Raw genomic sequence first — 14,871 nt, forward strand, 5'->3', positions numbered from 1 at the left:
GGAGTCATCCACGTACGTCCAGTATGAGGACGATCCTCCGCCTTGCGATCGCACGCACCAGACGCCGTGAGCCCCGCCCTACGGGCGGACGACGCTACTTTGCGGACACCCCCTAGGACCGCGCCTCACGCTCCGCCGCCTCCGCGATGCGCTTGATCGTCGCCAGGCGCCGGTCCCAGTCGGCGGCCAGTGTGGCCATCCAGCGCGCCGTCGCGTCCAGCGCCTCGGGCCGTACCGCGTACCGCACCTCGCGGCCCGTCCGGCGGCCGGAGACCAGCCCGGCGGCGTCGAGGACAGCGAGGTGCTTGACGACGGCCTGCCGTGACACGGGCAGGCCGTCGGCGAGCGTCGTCGCGGTGACCTCGCCCCGGGCGGCGAGCAGGTCGAGGAGCTTGCGGCGCGTGGGGTCCGCCAGGGCGACGAAGACGCCGTCGACCACGGCGTCCAGGCCGCGAGGCTCGTCCGTCACGCGGCCGGCTGTTCGGCGCGCTTCTTGAACGCGTCGAGCACCTGCGGCCAGCCACCGGTGTTGTCCTTCACCGCCTGGGCGCGCAGTTCCTCGGACCCGGCCAGTGCCTCGAATCCGCTCTCGACGACGCGGAGCCGCGTGGTGTCGCCCTCCGGAGTGAGGGTGAACTCGACGAGGGTGCTGTTGTCCGGGCGCGGCTCCTGCCCGGGGAACGCGCTGGCCCAGCGGTACGCCAGATACGTCGGCGGCTCGACCTTCTCCACCCGTACCGGATAGTCCCCGTACTCGGCGCTCCGCGCCACGTTCACCTCGCCCTCCTTCGCCACGGCGCCGGTCAGATTCGCCTCGTCGGTCACCCAGAATCCCGGTTCGGACACCAGGGACCAGACCCTCTCCAGGGAGGCTTCGATGGTGATCTCGCGTTCGATTCGGTTCTCGCTCATGGGGAAACTCCTTCATCGCCGCATTCACGTGCAACCCCAGAGTTGCACATGGCGTCCGCCATGCGCAACCTGCGGGTTGCACCTCATGTTCGCGGCGAGGACGCGTCTCCGACGGTGCGGATCACCCGGTCCTGCGCGCCACACCGCCGAAGAAGCCGATCGTCTCGGACCCCTCCGGCGGCGGGGAGTCCGGGCGCCAGAACGGGACCTGGGCCAGACCGGGCTCGATCAGTTCGAAGCCGTCGAAGAATCGCTCGACCCTGGCGCGGGAGCGCAGGTTCAGCGTGGCCGTGGCCTTGGTGTAGACGGCCTGGGCCTCGCTGCGGTCGGCGAAGTCACCCGTGGCGTGCGAGAGCACCAGGAAGCTGCCGGGCGGCAGCGCGTCGCGAAGGGTCGCGACGACCCGCTCGGGCTTCTCCGCGTCGGTGATGAAGTGGAGTATCGCGACGAGGAGCAAGGCGACCGGCTCGTCGAAGTCGATGACCCGGCGGACGTCGGGGTGGTCCACGATGGCCTGGGGGTCGCGCAGGTCGGCGAGCACGATGCTGGTCTCGCCGGAGCGGTTGAGCAGGGCGTTGGCGTGCGCGTTGACGATCGGGTCGTTGTCGACGTACGCGATACGCACGTCCGGTGCCACTTCCTGGGCCGTCTCGTGCACGTTCGGCGAGGTGGGCAGGCCCGTGCCGATGTCGAGTATCTGCCGGACACCGCTGCCGACCACGTACCGCACGGCCCGCTGGAGGAAGGCACGGTTGGCCCGCACGCCGATCCGCACCTCGGGGGCCGCGGCGGCCAGTTGGTCACCGGCCAGCTGGTCCACCTCGTAGTTGTCCTTGCCGTTGAGCAGGTAGTCGTAGATCCGCGCGGGATGCGGCCTACTGGTGTCGATCCCCTCGGCACAGAAGGCGTTCTGTCCCACGCTGCGCTCCTCGCTTCGCTCGGCCACCGCCCCGGAACCCCCGCCCGCGCACGGATAATCGACAGGCTCCCACATCAACTACCCGGCCGACGCACGGGGTTCGGCGCGACAATGGGGCAAGTCCGAGCCCCCTCACACTCCTTCGGAAGGCACATGCCCCTCTCCGGCACCGTCATCGGGACACGCGATCTGATCTATCTGACCGAACAGGGCGCGCCGCCCCGGCGGCTGGATGTCCACCGGCCGGCCACGGACCGGCCGGCGAGCCCCAGTGTGCTGCTGTGGCACGGCATCGGCCCCGACGAGAAGGGCGTTCTCGCCTCGCTGGCACGCGAGATCGCGTCGCACGGTCTGCCGGTCTTCGTCCCCGACTGGCGCTCCGACGCGCCCGACGGCGGCCGGTCCCATCTCGCGGCGTCGCTGCGGTACGTCCGCGACCACGCCGTCCGGTTCGGCGGAGACGGGGAACGCGTCGTCCTCGCCGGCTGGTCGGCCGGCGCCGGCGCGGCCGTCGGCCTCGCCCTGCGCCCCGCCCCGGCCGAGGGCGTACGGCTCATCGCCGCCGTGGGTGTCGCCGGGCGCTACGACCTGCCCGCCCGCTCCACCGGTACCGCCCCGCTCGCCGACCTCGACCGGGCTGCCACGGGCGGCGTCCCCGTCACGCTGGTGCACGGCTCGGCCGACTCCATGCTCAGCAGCGCCCATTCGCGCGACTTCGCCGCGGCCCTTCGTACGAAGGGATGGCCGGTGACCTCGCGGGAACTCGCCTCGGACCACGCCGGGGTCGTCATGACGGAGTACGACCCCGGCCTTGGCCTGTGCGTCCCCTCGACCAGCGAGCACGTTCTTCGCGCGGGCAGGGAGACCGCGGCGGCCATCGCGGCGGCGGCACGATCGGAGTGACGGGCGCCGTTCCTGTCAGACGGCGGGCCGCAGGTGTGCGCGCGCCCATTCCTCGAAGGTCGTGAGGGGGATACCGAGCGCCCGCGCGAACTCGGGGCGGGCGGGCTGCGGGTACTCGTTCACAAAGGCCTGGCCGAAGCCCATGTCGGGCATCCCGGCGGCGGTCGCCTCCTCCGCGGTCAGGTCCGGGGCGGTCAGCTCGACTCCCAGGTGGCGGGACAGGACCTCGGCGATGTCCGTCATCGTCAAGTGGTCACTCGCCAGCTCCAGTTCGACCCGGTCGAACCGCTCCGGATCGGCGATGGCCGCGGCGGCGGCCGAGCCGATGTCGTCGACGGCGACGAGGGAGATCCAAGTTGTGGGCTTCAGGAGGGTGACCAGGCCGCCCTCGACCCCACGGGGGAAGAGGATTTCGACGGAGGGGCGGAGGTTTTCCATGAAGAAGCCCGGCTTGATGAGCGTCCAGTGCGTGAAGCCCGCCGCCCGTACCCGGTCCTGGATCCCGGCCTTCGCGGAGTAGTACGGCTCCATCTGCGCCCATTCGCCGGTGACCCAACTGGCGTGCTGCCCGGCGCCGGAGACGGAGGTGTGCACGAACTGCGGCACACCCGCCGCCCGCGCCGCCTCTATCAGATTGACGCCCTGGGCGAACTCGCCCTCGAAGCCGCGTCCGTTCAGGTCGGGCATCTGGACCGAGAAGACGGCGCGGGCCCCTTCGGCGGCCCGCGTCAGGGAGTCGCGGTCGTCCAGGTCGCCGGTGACCAGCTCGGCGCCGAGCGCTTCGACGGCCTTCGCCCGGTCGGTCGCGGGGTCCCGGACGAGCGCCCGGACGGCAACGCCCGACGCCAGAAGGGCGCGCGCGGTGGCGCCGCCCTGGAGACCGGTGGCGCCGACGACCAGGACGGGTGCGGAATCGGTAGTCATAGGTGTTCCTCAAACGGTCGCGGACAGCTAAGTGGCGAGGCCCGCCACTTAACTTTCGGTACGATACGGAGGACCCCGCCACTTAGCAACCTCGGAGATCACGCCATGACCGTCCAGCGCGCGGACGCCCGTCGGAACTACGCGCGGATTCTCGCCGTGGCCGAGGAGGAGGTCGCCGCGCACGGCGTCGACGCCTCCCTGGAGCAGATCGCCCGCACCGCCGGAGTCGGCTCCGCCACGGTGCGGCGGCACTTCCCCAGCCGCGCCGCGCTGTTGAACGCGGTCTTCAGCGAGCGCATCGAGACCCTGTGCACACACGCGCGGGAGCTGGCGGAGGCGCCCGACGCGCGGGCCGCGCTGCTGGAGTGGCTGGGCGCGCTCACGACGTACGCGGCCTCCGCACGCGGCCTGGCCGGCGCGCTGGTCCAGGACGGGAGGATGGACGATCCGGATCATGCGAACGCCTGCGCCGCGAAGCTCGGCGGCGCGGTCGAACCGCTGCTGGAGCACGCCGCGCGAGCCGGGGCGGTGGCGCCGGATCTGACCGTCACGGACCTGGTCACGCTGGTCACGGGCATCGCGCTGGCCACGGAACACCACACGGACCCCAACGCCGAGGCGCACCGGTTGCTCGGCCTGACCGTGGCGGGACTCAGCCCACGGTGACGAGCACCGGGACGGTCGGGCCGGGCAACCGGTGGCCCCAAGGCCGTCGCTCCCAGACTCGCGGTCCCGGGCCCGTCGCTCCCAGGCCCTCGGGCTCAGGTCCGCGCCGCGCCTTCCGTGTCCGTCGTGGTGATGCGGGTGATGGCCTCAAGCGTCAGGTCGCGGCCGTGCGGTTCCCGGGCCAGTGCGCGGTGGATCGTCAAACCCTCGATCAGGGCGTCGAGTTGGCGGGCGGTGTCCGGGTCGAAGTGCCGCTCCAGATGGATACGGCTACGGCGCATCCACTCATGTGTCAGCTCCCGGTACTCGGGCCGGCGCGCCGCGAGGGTGTACAGCTCCTGCGTGAGGATGAGATCGCGCTGCGGGCCCTCGGACAGGGCGTGGACGAGGTCGGCCACGGCCTCTCTCGCCTGGTCACGATCGGTCGGGACGGAGAGACGGGCGTCGAAGACCGCGACGATGTGGTCCGTGAAGCGGCCGAAGGCTTCCCGTAGCAGTTCGTCGATGCCGCCGAAGTGGTACGTCATCGAACCCAGCGGTACGCCGGCCCGTGCGGCGATCTTTCGGTGGGAGACCCGGGCGAGCCCCTCCTCGGCGATGAGGTCGAGGGTGGCGGCGATGATGCGTTCGCGGCGCTTCGGGTCGGTGTGTCCGGTGGCCATGTCGGTGCGCTCAGAGGGTACGGCCCGGCCGGGCGGGGTCACGGCGGAGATCCCCGGCCCGCGTACGTTCCACATACCTGCGCGGGCCTTGCCCGGAGTTGTCCATCGGCATACGTGCGAACGTACACGCTCGGCCGCCGTCCAGGGGCCGTCCGCTACCGACGCCGGGGCTTCAGCACCCCGGCCAGCACCATCACCATCAGTCCGGCGAGCGGCACCACCAGCAGGCCCACCCGAAGACTGGTCGAGTCGGCGACGAGCCCGACGACCGGCGGCGAGAGCAGGAAGCCCAGCCGCATCAGCCAGGAGACGATCGTGAGCCCCGATCCGGGCTTGAGACCGGGCAGTTCGTCGGCCTCGTGCATCGCTGCGGGCACCAGGGTCGCCACCCCGAATCCCGCCGTGGCGAAACCGAGGATCGTGCCGGTCGCCGTCGGTACGGCCAGGGCCAGACCCATGCCGACCGCGGCGATCAGACCGCCGAAGCGGGCCACCGTACGCTGGCCGAACCGGTCGACGAGCCTGTCGCCGATCACGCGGCCGATGAACTGGGCGCCGACCAGGGCGATATAGCCGGAGGCCGCGAGTGTGCCCGAGGCGTGCAGCGAGTCGGAGAGATAGAGCGCGGCCCAGGAGTTGCCCGCGTCCTCGACGAGCGCGCCGGCGGCGGCGATCAGGACGAGTGCGGCCAGTACGTATCCGGTGCGCAGACGGGCTTTCCTCTGCTCCTCCTCCCGAGGCGCCGGCACCCGGCCCGCCGTGTCCGTCGGCTTCGCCGCCCCTTCCTTCGCCTCTGCCGCGTCCGGCTCGGTGTCGGGCCCGGTCAGACAGAACCGCAACGCGACGCAGGCGGCGATCCCGAACACCACCGCCGAGATCAGCAGATGCTGCCCGAGCGACAGGCCGAGCGCGATGGCGCCGGCGGCCATGGATCCGCCGACGACCGCGCCGATGGACCAGATGGCGTGGAAGGAGTTGATGATGGAGCGGCCGTAACGGCGCTGCACACGCAGGCCGTGCGCGTTCTGCGCGACGTCGGTGATCGCGTCCATCGCCCCGGCCAGGAACAGGGCGGTCGCGAACAGCACCACGGAGCCGGACAGCCCGGCGGCCAGGACGCCCAGGCCGGTCAGCAGGGTGCCGGCCACCGCCACGCGCCCCGACCCGAACCGGCGGACGAGCACGCCGGCCGCCAGGCCGGCCGCGATGGCGCCGGTCGGGAACGCCGCGACGGCCAGACCGTAGGCGGCGTTCCCGATGCCGAGATCCGCCTTGATCTGCGGAAAGCGCGGCAGGAGGTTGGCGAACAGCGCGCCGTTGGTGAAGAAGAGCACGGCGACGGCCACGCGGGCCTGCCGGTCCGCCGGGGCGGGCGGGCTCAGTACGTCAACAGTCATGGGTGGAGCCTACAAGCAGAGCGTACGAACGTACACTCCTCTGTTCTGAGCGGCCGGTCACCGGCTCCCGGGTGTGCCGACGGCCTGTGCGTAGCGGAAGAGTCCCGCCGGGTCGTACCGGTGCTTGACCTCGACCAGGCGCTCGTAGTTGGCGCCGTAGTAAGCGCGCCGCCAGTCCCGCAGATCCGGGTCGGGGAAGTTGACGTACGCCGCGTCGGTACGCAGATGGTCACGGAGCGTGTGGTGCACGGCGCGGATCTGCTCCAGCAGGGGCGCCACCTCGGAGGAGGCCGTGCCGGGGCGCCAGTTGGTGCCGATGTCCAGTACGAAGGTGGCCCTGCGGTGGGGGTAGGCGGTCTCGTCGGGGCGCGGTGCGTCGCCGGCGCCGCCCATGGCGAAGAGCGTCACGAAGCCGGTCGCCCGAGCGGGTCCGGGACGCCAGGCGCGGGCCCACTCGGCGACGGCCGTCACCGTGTCGGGGGTCAACCACCTTTCGGGGACGAGGGACTTGGAGGCGTGGGACGCCGACGCGGCGGGCGCCATGAGGTAGTCCTGCGCGGACCAGAAGCCACGCTCCTCGATGAACGCCTTCGCCGGTCGGAGCTTCAGCAGTGGCCCGAGGACCCGGCGCAGCGCGTCCTCGGAACCGAGTCGCTGGCCCAGTACCGCCAGGGACGTCGTGCCGTCGCCCGCGTGTGTGAAGGCGACACGCATATCGAGGTCGTCGCGGCGATCGGCGTCGAGGACGTGCCGCAACTCGTCCATCACCCGCACCGCCACTCGCAGATCGAAGACGAGGTCGAAGACGGTGGCGCGCAGCCGGCCCACCGGTACGGCGTCGAAGACGAACGAGGTGTTGATGCCGAAGTTGCCGCCGGCCCCGCCACGGCAGGCCCAGAACAGGTCCGCGTTCTCGTCGTCGGCGGCGCGCACCACGGTCCCGTCCGCGAGTACGACACGGGTCTCGACGAGCCGGTCGCAGGTCAGGCCCCATTTGCGGTCGTTGAAGCCGAGCCCGCCGCCGAGGGTCAGGCCGGCCACGCCGACGCCCGGACATCGCCCGCCGGGGAAGTACAGGTCCGCGGCGCGGGCCGCGTACACGTCGGAGTTGGTGGCGCCGCCGCCCACGTGCAGCCGGCGCCCTCGCGGCGCCACGTGCCGGATCGGCCGCAGGCTGATCACCAGGCCGCGCGTGGTGGAGTATCCGGCGTAGTTGTGGCCGCCGGAGCGGGGGGCGAAGGGGACTCCGTGCTTCGCGCACCAGCGGACAGCGGCGGCCACGTCGTCCTGCGAGGCGCAGCCGAGCACTCCGGCGGGGCGGACGGAGGCGTAGCGCTGGTTGTCGGCGGCGGCCTGGGCCGGGTAGCCCCGGTCCCCGGGGCGGTACAGCCGCGCGGCCGGGCTCACCGCCTCCCGCAACTCCCGCCAGACGGCGCGCTCGTGGCGCCGTTCGGTGGCCGCCGCGGGCAGGTTTCCGTACGCGCCGGTCAGCGCGGCCCCGGCCGCTGAGGCCGCGCCGGCGCGCAGTACGAATCGTCGGCCGATCTGCACAGTCGTTCTCCTTCTGTCCTGCGGTGATCCCGTGGGCCCCGCCTCGTGTCCGGCGGGCTCACGATGAATCGACGCGCGGACGCGAAGGAGGCACGACACTCACGGCCGATCATGGTTCACGCGAAATGATCACGACTCTTGGCCGACGGCCCGCGCCGCCCACGTAGCTGGGCAGTGGGCTGCCGCTGCCCGAGGCGACGCCGCGCTCGATCCGGGAGAGGACGGTCAACGGCCGGCCCGGTCCGGCCTCCCAGTACGAGGGCGTCAACGTCACCGTGTTCGCGTGCCACGTCGTGGGTGACCGGATCAAACAGATCCGGGCGGTGCACAACCCCGAGAAGCTCCGTCCCTGGCAGGGCCGTTGAATCATCCCGTCGGCGGCTCCTCCTGGGCGCGGCCTCGGCGGTGGAGTCCGAGATTCTGGTAGATCTCCGTCGTCACCTTGGAGAAGTTCATGGTCATGAAGTGCAGACCCGGGGCTTCCTCGCTGATCAGGCGGCGGCACATCTCGGTGGCGTGCTCGATACCCAGCGCCCGGACCGCCTTCGGGTCGTCCTCGGCGGCCAGCATCCGCTCGGCGAGCCGCGCCGGGAAGACCGCCGTGCTCAGGCTCGGGATACGGCGCAGCGAGCGGACCGTGGTGACCGGCATGATCTCCGGGATGATCGGCGTCGTACACCCGGCGCCCGCGACCCGGTCGCGGAACCGCAGATAGTCGTCGACGTCGAAGAACATCTGGGTGATCGCGTAGTCGGCGCCGGCCCGGCACTTGTCGACGAAGTGGCGGATGTCGCTGTCCCAGTCGGGCGAGCGCGGGTGCATCTCGGGGAAGGCCGCGACGCCGACGCAGAAGTTGCCGGATTCCTTGATCAGCCGGACCAGTTCGGCCGCGTACTCGACCCCCTGCGGGTGCTTCGTCCACGGGCCGAGCGGGTCGCCGGGCGGGTCGCCGCGCAGGGCGAGGATGTCGCGGACGCCCTGGTCGGCGTAGTGGCCGAGGATGTTGCGCAGTTCGGCGACGCTGTGGTCCACCGCCGTGAGGTGGGCGACCGGGGTGAGCGTGGTCTCCTGGGCGATCCGCCCCGTGACGCCGATGGTGCGGCCACGCGTCGAGCCGCCGGCGCCGTACGTCACCGAGACGAAGGCCGGTGACAGGGCTTCCAACCGTCGGATCGCCGTCCACAGCCCGGCCTCGGCCTCCGCGCTGCGCGGAGGCATGAACTCGAAGGAGTACGAACGGCCTCCTGCGGCGAGGAGGTCGCGGATGGGCACAGCGTGGTCCGCTCTTGCGCGGGGAGTACCGAGAGCCATGGGCGCAGGTTAATGGCCTGTCGCGGGTGGTCAGGTCCCGGTCCGACTGCTGATACCCGCGCCCCGGGTCATGTCCGCCGGCCCGTCCGGATTCCGGGCAGGGGTGTATGGGCGGCGTCCGTCCCCGTAGGCTGTTCAGTGCAGCTGGTTCGTTCCTGCCCGCCAGGCAGGACGTCGTAAGAGGGAACCCGGTGGGAATCCGGGACTGCCCCGCAGCGGTGAGTGGGAACGACCGCCGTCATACGCACTGGGTCCGGCCGGATCTGGGAAGCGACGGCCAGTAGGTGTCTCGTGGCCGACACGAGACGGGCCCACGAGTCCGAAGACCTGCCCGTTGCCCGTGCGCGACCGATCGCGCGCGGTCTTTCCGGTGACCTCGTGGGCGGGTCGGCGTACGTATCGAGCGGCATGCGCGTTTCTCGCGCGACGTGTCGCGTCGTTCGGTCGTGCCTTCGCGTCCGCGTCCCGTCCCCGGGATGTTCTGGACACATCTCGCGAAGGAGAGTTCCGTGACAGCGCAGTCCGCAGCCGCGGCAGCACGGGCCACCGTGTACGGCTACCCCCGCCAGGGTCAGAACCGTGAACTGAAGAAGGCCGTCGAGGGGTACTGGAAGGGCCGTGTCGACGCCGACGCCCTGCGGGAGACCGCCGCGGGTCTTCGCCGTTCGAACTGGCGGCAGCTGGCCGACGCCGGCATCCATGAAGTGCCGTCCGGTGATTTCTCGTACTACGACCACGTCCTCGACACCAGCGTCATGGTCGGCGCCGTTCCCGAGCGGCACCGTGCGGCGGTCGACGCCGACGGCACGCAGGGGTACTTCGCGATGGCGCGCGGCACGCAGGACGTGGCGCCGCTGGAGATGACGAAGTGGTTCGACACCAATTACCACTACCTCGTGCCCGAACTGGGGCCGGACACGGTCTTCGCCGCCGACTCCGCCAAGCAGGTCGCCGAGCTGACGGAAGCGCTCACGCTCGGTCTCACCGCCCGGCCCGTGCTCCTCGGCCCCGTCACCTATCTCCTGCTGGCCAAGCCCGCCCCCGGTGTGGCCGCCGACTTCGAGCCGCTGACGCTGCTCGACCGGCTCCTGCCCGTGTACGCGGAGGTCCTGGCCGATCTGCGTGCGGCCGGCGCGGACTGGGCGCAGCTGGACGAGCCCGCGCTCGTACAGGACCGCACCCCGGCCGAACTGAACGCCGTGGCCCGCGCGTATCGCGAGCTGGGCACCACGGCCGACCGGCCGAAGCTTCTCGTCGCCTCCTACTTCGGGCGGCTCGGTGACGCCCTGCCGGTGCTCGCCAAGGCCCCGGTCGACGGGCTGGCGATGGACTTCACCGAGTCGGGCGCCGCCAACCTGGACGCTCTCGCCGCCGTCGGCGGACTGCCCGGCAAGCGCCTGGTCGCCGGGGTCGTCGACGGACGCAACATCTGGATCAACGACTTCGAGAAGTCCCTCGCCACGCTCGGCACCCTCCTCGGCCTCGCCGGCCGGGTGGACGTCTCCGCCTCCTGCTCCCTCCTGCACGTCCCGCTCGACGCCACCGCCGAGCAGGACATCGACCCGGAGATCGCCCGCTGGCTCGCCTTCGCCCGCCAGAAGAGCACCGAGATCGCGACGCTGGCCCGCGCGCTGACCGACGGCACCGGCGCGATCACCGCCGAACTCGCGGCCAACCGCGCCGCGCTCGCCTCCCGGGCCGCGTCCGTGCTCACCCGGGACCCGGCCGTGCGCGCCCGTACCGCGGCCGTCACCGACGCCGACGGCCGGCGCTCGCAGCCGTACGCGGAACGGACCGTCGCCCAGCGGGCGCATCTGGGCCTGCCCCTCCTGCCCACGACCACGATCGGCTCCTTCCCGCAGACCACCGAACTGCGCACCGCGCGGGCCGACCTGCGCACGGGGCGCATCGACACCGCCGGATACGAGGAGCGGATCAAGGAGGAGATCCGGGAGGTCGTCGCCTTCCAGGAGAAGACGGGGATCGACGTCCTCGTGCACGGCGAGCCCGAACGCAACGACATGGTCCAGTACTTCGCCGAGCAGCTGACGGGTTACGTCGCCACACGGCACGGGTGGGTCCAGTCGTACGGCACGCGTTATGTACGCCCGCCGGTCCTCGCCGGGGACATCTCACGCCCGGAGCCGATGACGGTGCGCTGGACGTCGTACGCGCAGTCCCTCACCGACCGCCCGGTCAAGGGCATGCTCACCGGGCCGGTGACCATGCTCGCCTGGTCCTTCGTCCGGGACGACCAGCCGCTGGGCGACACCGCGCGCCAGGTCGCTCTCGCCCTGCGTGACGAGGTCGGCGACCTGGAGGCGGCGGGTACGTCGGTGATCCAGGTCGACGAGCCCGCGCTGCGCGAGACGCTGCCGCTGCGCGCCGCCGATCGCGCCGAGTATCTGGCGTGGGCGACCGAGTCGTTCCGCCTGACCACCGCCGGTGTCCGGCCGCGGACTCAGATCCATACGCATATGTGCTACGCGGAGTTCGGCGACATCGTGCAGGCCATCGACGATCTCGACGCGGACGTGATCAGCCTGGAGGCCGCCCGCTCCCATATGCAGGTCGCGGGCGAACTCGCCGTACACGGCTACCCGCGTGAGGCCGGACCGGGCGTGTACGACATCCACTCCCCCCGTGTCCCGAGCGCCGAGGAGGCAACAGCCCTGCTCCACAAGGGACTTGAAGCGATCCCGGCCGACCGGCTCTGGGTGAACCCGGACTGCGGACTCAAGACCCGTGGCTGGCCGGAGACCAGGGCGTCCCTGGAGAACCTGGTCACCGCCGCGCGTGCGATCCGCACGCGACTGGCCGACGACGGTTCCTGACCCGACAGGTCCGGGGCCGGGGCGGGGCCGGGGCGGGCGCACCGCGTGGTCCTGCCCCGGCCCGTCGTCCGGCACCGCGCCGGGCTCAGCGCACCAGGCAGGGGCGCTTGGCGTCGAACTCCCAGCCGGGGATCAGAGAGCGCATTCCCACGGCGTCGTCGCGCGCGCCCAGCGCCTTCTCCCGGTACAGCTCGTGGGCCGCGAGGAGCCGGTCCATGTCGATTTGGACTCCGAGGCCGGGAGCGTCGGGGACGGCGATCTCGCCGCCGACGATACGGGGCGGCGCGGTGGTGAGCCGTTCCAGGCCCTCCTGCCAGATCCAGTGGGTGTCCAGGGCGTTGTAGTCGCCGGGAGCGGCGGCGCCGCAGTGGGTCACCATGGCGAGGGAGATGTCGAAGTGGTTGTTGGAGTGGCATCCCCAGGTCAGACCGGACGCCTGGCAGAGCTGGGCGACGCGGACCGAGCCCTGCATGGTCCAGAAGTGCGGGTCGGCGAGCGGGATGGACACCGACTGGAGGGCCAGGGCGTGGGTGAGCTGGCGCCAGTCGGTGGCGACCATGTTGGTGGCGGTCGGCAGTCCCGTGGCGCGGCGGAACTCGGCCAGGATCTCCCGCCCGGAGTAGCCGTCCTCGGCTCCGCACGGGTCCTCGGCGTAGGCGAGCGTGCCGATCAGCGGGCGGCACAGCTCGACCGCCTCGCGCAGCGACCACGCGCCGTTCGGGTCGAGGGTGATCCGGGCCTCGGGAAAGCGGTCCTTGAGGGCGCGTACGGCCCTGACCTCCTCGGCGCCGTCCAGAACACCGCCCTTGAGCTTGAAGTCCCGGAAGCCGTACAGCTGGTGGGTGGCCTCGGCCTGGCGCACGATCGCCTCCGGCGTCAGGGCCTCCTCGTGCCGGACGCGGTACCAGTCCTCGGCCGCGCCGGGTTCACGCACGTACTCCAGGTCGGTCCGGTCGGGGTCACCGACGTAGAAGAGATAGCCGAGCACCCGTACGGAGTCGCGCTGCTGCCCGTCGCCGAGGAGCGCCGCGACGGGTACGTCCAGATGCTGTCCGAGCAGGTCGAGGAGCGCCGACTCGACGGCGGTGACGGCGTGGACCGTCGTCCGCAGGTCGAAGGTCTGCCCGCCCCGGCCCCCCGAGTCCCGGCCCGCGAACCGGTCGCCGATCTCGCGCAGGACCCGCTTGTAGTCGCCGATGCTCGTGCCGAGCACGAGTGGCTCGGCGTCCCGCAGGGTCTGGGTGATCTTCTCGCCGCCCGGCACCTCGCCGAGGCCCGTCCGTCCCTCGGAGTCCCGCAGGACCACCACGTTGCGGGTGAAGTACGGCCCGTGCGCGCCGGAGAGGTTCAGCTCCATGCTGTCCCGGCCGGCGACCGGATAGACGGAGAACGCGGTGACGGTCGGCCGGCCGTTCACACGCGTACGTGAGTCTGTGTTCGTGTTCGTACTCATGGTCCAGGAATCCTTACGGACGAGGGTGCGGGACACCAGGGAGGTTTCAGAGACTAAGGACGAGCCGAGCGCGAGGCGCAGGAGGCGCTGACGTCGGTGAGACTCCGGCCGAACCGTGGTCCGAAGAGGCATGGCAGGTCCCCTTTGAACTCTGGGTCTGACGGGGAGCGCCGTTCAGCCGTTCGGGACGGTCGTGGGCGCTCCCCCGTCGTGACGGATCAGGCGCGTCGTCGTACGGCGCCGACCAGGCTCAGACCGTCGTCGAGGATCTTCGCCAGCTCGGCGAGGTCGGCCGGGCCGGGGTCGGTGAGCGGGGCGCGTACGGGACCGACGGCCAGGCCGCGCAGCCGGGCGGCGGCCTTGACCAGTGCGACGGCGTAGCCGGGGACCCGGTCGCGGAGTTCGACGAAGGGCACGTAGAAGTCGCGCAGGAGCTTGTTCACGGTGGCGTCGTCATCGCCCCGCAGGGCGCGGAAGAAGGTGTCGGCGATCTCGGGGGCGAAGGCGTGGACGGCGGAGGAGTACGCGGGGACGCCGACCGTGGCGTACGCGCGCGCCTGGATCTCGGCGGTGGCGGCGCCGTTGAAGAAGAGGAAGCCGTCGGGCGCCGCCAGGGTGAGGCGCTGGAGCCGGTCGAGATCGCTGTGGCCGTCCTTCAGTCCGATGACGGTGGGGATGTCCGCGATCCGGCGCAGCCCCTCGGGGGTGAAGGTGACCGGGCCGCGCTGGTAGGCGATGAGCGGCAGGGGTGTGCCGTGGGCTATCCGGCGCAGCTGCTCCACCAGACCGTCCTGCGGGGCCTCGACCAGATAGTGGGGCATCACCAACAGGGCGTCGGCGCCCGCCTCTTCGGCGATCCGGGCGAACCGCAGCGCCTGCGCCCAGCCGTAGCCGACGCCGGCGACCACGGGCAGCCGGCCGTCGGCCACCTCGACGGTGGTGGCGACGACCGCCCGGTACTCATCCTCGTTCAGCCCGCTGAACTCGCCGGTCCCACAGGCGGGGAACACCGCGCCGGGCGACGTGGCGAACTGGGCGGTCAGATAGGCCCGGTAGGCGGCCAGGTCGAGCGCGCCGTCCTCCCGGAAACTTGTCACGGGGAAGGACAGCACCCCGCCCTCCATCGCCTCACGCAGCCGCTGCGCCACATCCTCGGTCCCCACGCTCAGCCCTGCCATTGATCCAGCCCTGCTTTCCCTTGTGAAGGATGCCTATGAAGGATGTCTACGTATGAGAATGCAGGCTAGAACCGTGAACAGCGCAGGTCAATGGGTCGGATATCTGAACTTGCCGCCCCGTCCCCCGGGGCGGCGGTCCTCAAGAAGCCCGCGGAGCCCGC

At 71.6% G+C, this 14,871-nt stretch carries 13 protein-coding genes and 1 riboswitch; of the genes, 3 read left to right on the forward strand and 10 right to left on the reverse strand.

The genetic code is table 11. The features are described 5' to 3' along the window. Window positions 1–112 precede the first annotated feature (112 nt). The 3 genes from ACFYNU_RS37860 to ACFYNU_RS37870 form a co-directional block, all read right to left on the reverse strand. Window positions 113–469, reverse strand: a complete 357-nt coding sequence (locus tag ACFYNU_RS37860) for a metalloregulator ArsR/SmtB family transcription factor (RefSeq protein ID WP_356596935.1) — start codon at window positions 467–469, stop codon at window positions 113–115. Next, on the reverse strand, window positions 466–912 hold the full coding sequence (locus ACFYNU_RS37865) for an SRPBCC domain-containing protein (protein ID WP_356596937.1): 447 nt from the start codon (window positions 910–912) through the stop codon (window positions 466–468). Before ACFYNU_RS37865 ends, ACFYNU_RS37860 begins: the two co-directional genes overlap by 4 nt. 121 nt (window positions 913–1,033) lie before the next feature. After that, window positions 1,034–1,831, reverse strand: a complete 798-nt coding sequence (locus tag ACFYNU_RS37870; RefSeq protein WP_356596939.1) for an SAM-dependent methyltransferase — start codon at window positions 1,829–1,831, stop codon at window positions 1,034–1,036. 153 nt (window positions 1,832–1,984) lie between these two features. On the opposite strand from ACFYNU_RS37870, the gene ACFYNU_RS37875 reads away from it, so the two are divergent. Further along, a complete protein-coding gene (locus ACFYNU_RS37875) occupies window positions 1,985–2,734 on the forward strand; it encodes a carboxylesterase family protein (protein ID WP_356596941.1) in 750 nt (249 codons plus the stop codon). A gap of 15 nt (window positions 2,735–2,749) precedes the next feature. On the opposite strand, the gene ACFYNU_RS37880 is transcribed toward ACFYNU_RS37875, so the two are convergent. Then, the gene (locus ACFYNU_RS37880; RefSeq protein ID WP_356596943.1) at window positions 2,750–3,658 is read right to left on the reverse strand and encodes an NmrA/HSCARG family protein; all 909 of its coding nucleotides are present in this window, start codon (window positions 3,656–3,658) and stop codon (window positions 2,750–2,752) included. A gap of 105 nt (window positions 3,659–3,763) precedes the next feature. On the opposite strand from ACFYNU_RS37880, the gene ACFYNU_RS37885 reads away from it, so the two are divergent. Next, window positions 3,764–4,324, forward strand: a complete 561-nt coding sequence (locus ACFYNU_RS37885; protein WP_356596945.1) for a helix-turn-helix domain-containing protein — start codon at window positions 3,764–3,766, stop codon at window positions 4,322–4,324. A gap of 95 nt (window positions 4,325–4,419) precedes the next feature. Here the strand turns inward: ACFYNU_RS37885 and ACFYNU_RS37890 are convergent, their stop codons facing one another. The 4 genes from ACFYNU_RS37890 to metF form a co-directional block, all read right to left on the reverse strand. Continuing rightward, window positions 4,420–4,986, reverse strand: coding sequence for a TetR family transcriptional regulator (locus tag ACFYNU_RS37890; protein WP_356596947.1), 567 nt, complete (start codon window positions 4,984–4,986; stop codon window positions 4,420–4,422). Window positions 4,987–5,141: 155 nt separating this feature from the next. After that, complete coding sequence (locus ACFYNU_RS37895; RefSeq protein ID WP_356596949.1) at window positions 5,142–6,383, reverse strand: MFS transporter; 1,242 nt, start codon at window positions 6,381–6,383, stop codon at window positions 5,142–5,144. A 57-nt stretch (window positions 6,384–6,440) separates the two neighbouring features. Further along, the gene (locus ACFYNU_RS37900; protein ID WP_356596951.1) at window positions 6,441–7,934 is read right to left on the reverse strand and encodes an FAD-binding oxidoreductase; all 1,494 of its coding nucleotides are present in this window, start codon (window positions 7,932–7,934) and stop codon (window positions 6,441–6,443) included. Window positions 7,935–8,300: 366 nt separating this feature from the next. Then, entirely contained in the window at window positions 8,301–9,245 is a 945-nt protein-coding gene (gene metF / locus ACFYNU_RS37905; protein ID WP_356596955.1) for a methylenetetrahydrofolate reductase [NAD(P)H], read from the reverse strand. A 128-nt stretch (window positions 9,246–9,373) separates the two neighbouring features. Continuing rightward, a riboswitch (cobalamin riboswitch) is annotated at window positions 9,374–9,595 on the forward strand. 159 nt (window positions 9,596–9,754) lie between these two features. On the opposite strand from metF, the gene metE reads away from it, so the two are divergent. Beyond that, the gene (metE, locus tag ACFYNU_RS37910) at window positions 9,755–12,079 is read left to right on the forward strand and encodes a 5-methyltetrahydropteroyltriglutamate--homocysteine S-methyltransferase (RefSeq protein WP_356596957.1); all 2,325 of its coding nucleotides are present in this window, start codon (window positions 9,755–9,757) and stop codon (window positions 12,077–12,079) included. Between the two features lie 85 nt (window positions 12,080–12,164). Here the strand turns inward: metE and ACFYNU_RS37915 are convergent, their stop codons facing one another. Then, entirely contained in the window at window positions 12,165–13,532 is a 1,368-nt protein-coding gene (locus tag ACFYNU_RS37915; RefSeq protein WP_356596959.1) for an enolase C-terminal domain-like protein, read from the reverse strand. Between the two features lie 218 nt (window positions 13,533–13,750). Beyond that, window positions 13,751–14,710: a 5-dehydro-4-deoxyglucarate dehydratase gene (locus ACFYNU_RS37920; RefSeq protein ID WP_356596961.1), complete on the reverse strand. Its 960-nt coding sequence runs from the start codon at window positions 14,708–14,710 to the stop codon at window positions 13,751–13,753. Between the last annotated feature and the right edge of the window lie 161 nt (window positions 14,711–14,871).

Origin of the sequence: Streptomyces sp. NPDC006643, from assembly GCF_042870175.1 — a bacterium.
Taxonomy (GTDB): domain Bacteria; phylum Actinomycetota; class Actinomycetes; order Streptomycetales; family Streptomycetaceae; genus Streptomyces.

Bases quoted from the DNA above. Each gene is read 5' to 3' on its own strand.
- ACFYNU_RS37865 (WP_356596937.1), bottom strand. From the start codon at position 912: ATGAGCGAGAACCGAATCGAACGCGAGATCACCATCGAAGCCTCCCTG.
- ACFYNU_RS37875 (WP_356596941.1), top strand. From the start codon at position 1,985: ATGCCCCTCTCCGGCACCGTCATCGGGACACGCGATCTGATCTATCTG.
- ACFYNU_RS37880 (WP_356596943.1), bottom strand. From the start codon at position 3,658: ATGACTACCGATTCCGCACCCGTCCTGGTCGTCGGCGCCACCGGTCTC.
- ACFYNU_RS37885 (WP_356596945.1), top strand. From the start codon at position 3,764: ATGACCGTCCAGCGCGCGGACGCCCGTCGGAACTACGCGCGGATTCTC.
- ACFYNU_RS37890 (WP_356596947.1), bottom strand. From the start codon at position 4,986: ATGGCCACCGGACACACCGACCCGAAGCGCCGCGAACGCATCATCGCC.
- ACFYNU_RS37895 (WP_356596949.1), bottom strand. From the start codon at position 6,383: ATGACTGTTGACGTACTGAGCCCGCCCGCCCCGGCGGACCGGCAGGCC.
- metF (WP_356596955.1), bottom strand. From the start codon at position 9,245: ATGGCTCTCGGTACTCCCCGCGCAAGAGCGGACCACGCTGTGCCCATC.
- ACFYNU_RS37915 (WP_356596959.1), bottom strand. From the start codon at position 13,532: ATGAGTACGAACACGAACACAGACTCACGTACGCGTGTGAACGGCCGG.
- ACFYNU_RS37920 (WP_356596961.1), bottom strand. From the start codon at position 14,710: ATGGCAGGGCTGAGCGTGGGGACCGAGGATGTGGCGCAGCGGCTGCGT.